We start from the raw sequence: 6,556 nt of genomic DNA on the forward strand, positions 1-6,556 counted from the left end.
TATGTTTATTTCTCTCTCCATCCGCTGCAGCCGGTTGATGGAGCATAAAACAGAGGGGATATAATTACCGCATAGGGCAGAGGGGAATGGGCAGACTCCGGCGGGATTAGCGGAACAGGTGAAACCCCGGAAGAGCGACGCGATGAGGAGGCTCACCGGCCGCCCCGCGGAAAGCCTCCCATTCCCCGGAGCCCGACCTCTCCAACCCAACACCCACGTTTTCCATCACGCATATTCCACATTCCGCCTTTTTACATATCATGCATAAAGAGGCTTCTCGCGGACTCTTGGAATCCATGAAGAAAGGAGCTGCCTACAGCCATGAAAGACCATTCCCATAAGAAAACCGTCTCGAGCAGTTACCTGCCGAACTTCAACCCTGTCTTCAACCAGAAGAACAGTGTCCATCATAAACGGTTCGTCCAGTTCAACTTCGACAATCAGGCGTTCTCTGGCCTGCCGATCCTGTTCGAAGAAGACCGGGCGATCTCGAAAGTGTCGCTCCATGCCGGGACGACCGGGAACCCCGTTTCCTTGAACGGGCTCATCCCCGTCACCAATACATCAGAAGAAGCGTGCGGCATCGTCGTCAGCCTTTACAAAAACTATTTCGATCCTGCAAGCATCGTCTACAGCAACGCGGTCGAAATCGCCGGCGGCCGGGAGGGGTTCGCCCAGCCGGTCCCGCTCCTGTATGTCGATACGCTGCAGCCCCGGGAGCGGAACGTCACGTATTATTTGACGATCCGCAAGCTCGACCAGGACCCATCACTCGCCATTTTCGGATCGACGACGCTGACGGCGACAGAATACGGCAAATATTGACCTTAAAAGCGAACTTTATTTTTTAAATAAATAAAAATGTTCGCTTTTTACGGTTGTGGAACGGAAGCCTATCTGGTATAGTGAACACCGTAATCAATTCCATAAGGTACTCGTATATTCTCAGTGATATGGTCTGAGCGTCTCTACCCGGTTCCCATCGAAAGAACCGGACTACGAGTTGAGAATGTCACGGGTTTCCTGATTGGAACGGCTTTTCCATCCAATTGTACATTTTTGACTTGGCGTCTGAGACAGCAGCTGATCTGCTGGTCCCGGGCGCTTTTTTTATGCCGCGGCCCTTATGGAAAACCAAACATCGAAGGAGAGAGACAGATGAAGAAGACAGCCACAATCCGAACAATCGCACTTTTACTTATCGTATTATCCATGCTTGCCGGCTGTAACACCCAAACCGACACGACGAAAGCAGAGGCGGAGGAAGCCGATCCGCAGCAGCCGATCCTCATCCAGGGACCGATGCCGATCGAGGCGGAGGAATTCGCCGCTCGTCTGAAGGACGTCGAAGAGGAAACATCCGGCAGCTTCGTATTTTATAAAGGAACGGTCGATGATTATCCGGTCATCGTCATGAAGACAGGCAAAGGAATGGAAAACACCGCAGCAGCGACGGCGATCGCCATTGAAAAGTTCGATCCAGCCGCGATCATCAACCAGGGGACATCCGGCGGGCACGATCCGGAGTTGAACGTCTTTGATATCGTCCTCGGGAAACGAACGGTCAACCTCGGTTCTCTGAAAACGGGCCATTTGGAAGACGAAGAAGGCATCGAGCCGACCGAGTGGATCCCGATGGACCTGCTTGCCTCCGAAGGAAGTGCGGGCGAGGATGAAGACGCGGAAAAGGTCCGCTATTTCGAAGGGGACGAGGGTCTTCTGAAAGCAGCGAACGCCGTGAAGGATACGTATGAAGACGGCAAAGTCGTCGAAGGAACGATCGGATCAGCCGACGTCTGGAACAATGAAGTCGACCGCATCCAGTGGTTCCACGAGAACTTCGGCTCTTCTGTCGAGGAGATGGAAGGGGCGGCAGCGGCACAGATCGCCGGCGCCTATGATGTACCGTTCCTCGGCATCCGCATCCTTTCCAACAACAAGACGAACGGCGGAGCGTACAACCCGGACACGGCAGCATCGAATCAGGAGTATGTGTATGAGGTCGTTCAGGAATATATCAAGGAACAGGAATAAGAAAAAGTCCGGGAGCACATCCCGGACTTTTTTTAAATGTTAATAAGTGCATAAAAAAGACCTCGATGGGAGGTCGAATTATCGTTTTTTATTCGAACTGCTGATGAAAAGCTTATCTACTGTGGTGTTCAATACAGAGGCTATGTCAAATGCTAATTGCAAGGTGGGGTCGTATTTATCGTTTTCGATGGCATTGATTGTTTGTCTGGATACTTTACAGAGTTTAGCCAGTTCTTCCTGGGATAACTTAACCGATTTTCTTAATTCTCTAATGTGATTTTGCATTTAATCACCATATTTTTTTCTGTAAATTAGTAATGTCACTAAATAAATAACGGAAATGACAGTTAGAAACATTATGGGGGAAATCCCATTACCATTATAAGAAGCATTCCCATCGATAGTCAGGAAAAGGGACTGGGCCACTTCTAAAATAAGCACACCTATTACTACGATGAACGCATAGGATTGAGCTTTCGTGTGGATAAACTTCCTTCTTTCATCACCTCTTTGAAACATTGGTGCAACGAAAATCAAAATTCCGCTGATTAACAATAGGACGGAATACACGATTTTAACATAATCCATTTCCCAGCTCCCTCTCTCATTAAAATGTAAAATTCTTTTTACATTTCTTATCATAGCAGTAAATATAAGAATGTCAAATACTTTTTACATTTAATTCATCAAAAACCATCTTTCAAAAATTTACGTGAGTGAGAGGCCGGTCGAAAGTAGACTCGGCGCGGGAGTTCAAAGCTGTTTGAGCAAGAGGGTGTAGGGAAATGGGCAGCTCACCAGACGCAGGAGCCGCCCCCTGAACTATCTCCTTGTGGTTCTGTTTGATTTATCGAAAAGTATGTTGTGCTTCTTAAGATATGAATTGAAAGCGGCGACTTCCTGTTCTGGAAGGGCGAGGGCGACATACCCGTCCGGCCGGATCAGGTAGAGCGCATCCTGCTTCCATCCCTTCTTCTCCATCCCCGCCTGCCAAGGGAAGGCATGAATCGGCAGGGCATGCTTCTCTGCAAAGGCGGAGAGTGCCGGCTCCGCCTCGCCGTAGATGTGGATCTGCCAGTCGAAGGATGCGAGCGGGGCGAAATTGTCCCCGGCAGCTGTCTCTATCCAGGGGAGCCTGTCCCCTGCCTCGATTTTTCCGGCTGTGCCTTGACTGATGCTGCTTTGTTTATAGTTGATCTCTGTCTGGGAAACGATGCGGAACGCTTTTTTCTTTATGCCGGAGAAGCCGAACAGAAGGGGAAGCATGTGCGGAAAGAACACGTTCCGCAAGAAGCTGCCGCGCCTGTTGTCCCCGACGACGTTCTGGAACACCTTATCCGTTGTGGCGATCAGTTTTCTCGCAAAGGCTATCCGCTCCGCTTCGTACGTATCGAGAAGTGCGTCGTCTCCTTCGCCTTTCAGGACAGCAGCAAGCTTCCACGATAAATTGACGGCATCGCCGATTCCTGTATTCATCCCCTGGCCTCCTGCCGGGCTGTGGATATGCCCGGCGTCACCGGCGATGAAGGCACGCCCTTTCCGGAATTGCTCACTGACCCGGTGGTGGACGCGGTAGGTGGAGAACCAGTGGACGTTAGTCGCTGTAATGCCGACTTTCTCTTCCACGTAGCCGCTCACATCGGCATAAGAAAGGTCTTCTACACCGGTCAACTCGGGCGGCGCCATTCCGATTACACGGTACGCCCCTTTCTCCCGGACAGGCATGAACAGAAGCAGCTTATTGTCTTCCACGAAGATATTCATACTGCCGGGGACGACATCGATATCCGCTTCCACATCCGCTACGAAGAAGAGCTGTTCATACGTGCCGCCGGGAAAGCCCAGCCCGAGCCCCTTCCGGACGGTGCTGTGAGCGCCGTCACATCCGACCAGGTAGGAAACAGACGTCCTCTCCTCTTCCCCCTTTTTCTCAAGGCGGGCGTCGATCCGGTCCCCGTGATCCGTGAAGGCCGATAACGATGTCTCCCATTCCACTTCCACTCCGGCTCGCTGCAGTTCTTTCACCAGAATTTCTTCATGCTCATCCTGAGGAAGGTTAAGAACGTAAGGGAACGGGCTCACTCCCTTTCCTAAATTCGGGAATTCCAGCTTCGCCTTCTCTTCTTTCCCCTCCCAGAATCGAAGGGATGACATCGGGAGCCCCCGCTCGACGATCTGCTCAGCAAGACCGAGCTGCGCGTAATGTTCAAGGATCCGGGCGTGGATGACGAGCGCCCGGGACGCCTCCCCCGGTCCTTTATTTTGATCAATGATCCGGAAGGGAACTCCGAGTTTTACGAGACTATGAGCGAGCGCAAGGCCCGTCGGACCCGCACCTACAATTAGTACCTGAGCTTTCATCGTGATATCCTCCTCTTTTTGATAAGCGAATTAATGAACACTGTGTTGATAAACACCTTCTACCTCCATTATAATAAGCTGGAAGTAGATTACAATGAACAATCCGAGGCACAACTGCCGTATAATCAACAGTTTTCCAATGTAGTGTCGATTATATGAAAAAAGGGGGACAAAGATGATGACCCATGACCGACGCGTCATCCGGACGAAGAAGCTGATCCGGGAAGCACTTGCTGAGCTTATCGGGGAAAAAGGGTTCCATGCCGTCTCCGTACGGGACATTACGACGAGAGCGGCGATCAACCGGGGTACCTTCTACCTTCATTATCAGGATAAGTTCGATCTCCTGGAGCAGTGTGAGAAAGAGGTGTTCGCGGAGATCGAAGCGGTGGCGGAGAAAGTGGACGTCCAGGAGATGAAGCATTTCCTCGCAACGAATAAACCACTCCCCTTCATCGTATCCCTCTTGGATTATATAAAGGAAAATGCAGCGTTCATGCATGCGGTCCTCGGTCCGAACGGCGACGTTTCCTTCCAGCTCGCGTTCAAAGATTACTTGAAGACGAACGTCGGCAGGGAGGTGCTGCAGACCGCGAAGGAGGAAGATCGTCTGGTACCGTACGATTACCTGCTCTCCTATCTGGTATCCGCTCATCTCGGGGTGATCCAGGAGTGGCTGGAAACGGGAACGAAGGAATCACCGGAGGAGATCTCGGTCTACATCGCCCGGCTGTCGCTGCTCGGCCCATTCCAAGCAGCCGGACTTGCCAAGAGAAAGAAATAACAGAGAGCCGGGCTCCCCATACAAAAAAAAAGCCTGCCGAAGGACATTCTTCGGCAGGCTTTTTTGTTTATTTCGGTAACGGTGCTTTTTCTGAAACGAAGCCTTTCTCCACGAGCTCTTCCCAGAACGCTTGAGGGATCTCCTTCTGGATCATGGCGATATCCTCTTTGATCCGGTCCGGACGCGTCGAGCCCGGAATGACGGACTTCACAGCAGGGTGCGCCGTCGAGAACTGGAGCGCAGCTGCTTTCAGCGGGACGCCGTGCTTGTCGCCGATCTCCTTCAGCTGATTAACGCGGCCGATGATGTCGGCTCCCGCCTTCTCGTAGTTGAAGTGATCGCCGCCGAGCAGCACACCGGAGTTGTACGGTCCACCGACGACGATGCCGACGTCGTTTTCCTCCGCCGTCTTCATCATGCGCTCGAGGGCGCGGTCGTGCTGAAGCAGCGTGTACTGGGTCGCAGACAGACATAAGTCCGGCTTGTTTTCCTCCATCTCCATCGCGATTTCAATCGGTTCGGTCGTGTTCACGCCGAGACCCCACGAGCGGATGACGCCCTGTTCCCGGAGTTCAGACAAGACACGGAACGCACCGGTCCGCGCCTCTTCGAACTTCGCAATCCAGTCGTCGCCGTGGAAATCCGGAGAGACGTCATGGACGAACACGAAGTCGAGGCGGTCGGTCTTCAGACGATCGAGGCTCTGTTCGATCGAGCGCCGTGTCGCATCAGCCGAGTAATCGGTCACGACTTTATTGTTACGGGCGTACTGGAACAAGCCTTCCTTGTCCTCTTCTTCTTCCTCCAGCACGTACCGCCCGACCTTCGTACTGATCAAATAATCGTCGCGGTCATACTTGGACAGCACCTCGCCGAGACGCATCTCCGCAAGGCCTGCGCCGTAAAACGGTGCCGTATCGAAATAACGGACACCCTCATCCCAGGCGGTTTGGATCGTTTCTCTCGCTTCTTCCTCGGACACTTCGCGGAACATGTTCCCGAGCGGAGCCGTTCCGAGTCCGACTTTATGCTTTAACGCATGTTCGAATGTTTTCATCTTTCCAGATCCTCCTTTTTGCATTGCTTAAAGGTATATATCCGGAATGAGGAAAAGGGAAACACGAACACTTACAGCGGCTTCGGTTCGTTGACCTGCTCGTCCGGATTCCACTCTAAGAGCTGGCCCGCATGGACAAGTCCGGAGCCGAAACCGTATAGAAGCACGCGGTCGCCGTTCTGGACTCTGCCTTCCCGGATTCCGAGGTCGAACGCCAAAGGAATGGATGCCGCCGACGTGTTCCCGAAGTTTTCCAGGCTGTACAGCGTCTGATCCATCGAGTAGTCCAGCTTTTCACTGATCGGCTCGATCAAACGCAG

General features: G+C 52.3%; 9 protein-coding genes and 1 riboswitch. Of the genes, 3 read left to right on the forward strand and 6 right to left on the reverse strand.

The window, feature by feature from the left end:
* Positions 1-106: 106 nt before the first annotated feature.
* A complete protein-coding gene (locus tag D479_RS21220) occupies positions 107-229 on the reverse strand; it encodes a hypothetical protein (protein ID WP_277422409.1) in 123 nt (40 codons plus the stop codon).
* Between the two features lie 92 nt (positions 230-321).
* Here D479_RS21220 and D479_RS12935 point away from each other — a divergent pair, with 92 nt between their 5' ends.
* The gene (locus tag D479_RS12935; protein WP_008637787.1) at positions 322-825 is read left to right on the forward strand and encodes a hypothetical protein; all 504 of its coding nucleotides are present in this window, start codon (positions 322-324) and stop codon (positions 823-825) included.
* Between the two features lie 90 nt (positions 826-915).
* Positions 916-1,019, forward strand: a riboswitch (purine riboswitch).
* Positions 1,020-1,158: 139 nt separating this feature from the next.
* The gene (locus D479_RS12940) at positions 1,159-2,034 is read left to right on the forward strand and encodes a 5'-methylthioadenosine/S-adenosylhomocysteine nucleosidase (protein WP_008637788.1); all 876 of its coding nucleotides are present in this window, start codon (positions 1,159-1,161) and stop codon (positions 2,032-2,034) included.
* 78 nt (positions 2,035-2,112) lie between these two features.
* Here D479_RS12940 and D479_RS12945 read toward each other — a convergent pair whose 3' ends face one another.
* From D479_RS12945 to D479_RS12955, 3 genes are all read right to left on the reverse strand, one after another.
* On the reverse strand, positions 2,113-2,319 hold the full coding sequence (locus tag D479_RS12945; protein ID WP_008637789.1) for a helix-turn-helix transcriptional regulator: 207 nt from the start codon (positions 2,317-2,319) through the stop codon (positions 2,113-2,115).
* Entirely contained in the window at positions 2,320-2,622 is a 303-nt protein-coding gene (locus D479_RS12950) for a hypothetical protein (RefSeq protein WP_008637790.1), read from the reverse strand.
* A 234-nt stretch (positions 2,623-2,856) separates the two neighbouring features.
* Positions 2,857-4,395 (reverse strand): FAD-dependent monooxygenase, encoded by a 1,539-nt coding sequence (locus D479_RS12955; RefSeq protein ID WP_008637792.1) that lies wholly within the window; start codon positions 4,393-4,395, stop codon positions 2,857-2,859.
* Between the two features lie 178 nt (positions 4,396-4,573).
* Between D479_RS12955 and D479_RS12960 the strand changes: the two genes are divergently transcribed.
* A complete protein-coding gene (locus D479_RS12960) occupies positions 4,574-5,179 on the forward strand; it encodes a TetR/AcrR family transcriptional regulator (protein ID WP_008637794.1) in 606 nt (201 codons plus the stop codon).
* A 67-nt stretch (positions 5,180-5,246) separates the two neighbouring features.
* Here D479_RS12960 and D479_RS12965 read toward each other — a convergent pair whose 3' ends face one another.
* Both D479_RS12965 and D479_RS12970 read right to left on the reverse strand, forming a co-directional pair.
* Positions 5,247-6,236, reverse strand: coding sequence for an aldo/keto reductase (locus tag D479_RS12965; RefSeq protein ID WP_008637796.1), 990 nt, complete (start codon positions 6,234-6,236; stop codon positions 5,247-5,249).
* 71 nt (positions 6,237-6,307) lie between these two features.
* Positions 6,308-6,556: 3-oxoacyl-[acyl-carrier-protein] synthase III C-terminal domain-containing protein (locus D479_RS12970; protein ID WP_277422410.1), on the reverse strand; the 249-nt coding region annotated here is incomplete at its 5' end.

Source organism: Halobacillus sp. BAB-2008 (assembly GCF_000328325.1).
Classification (GTDB): domain Bacteria; phylum Bacillota; class Bacilli; order Bacillales; family Halobacillaceae; genus Halobacillus.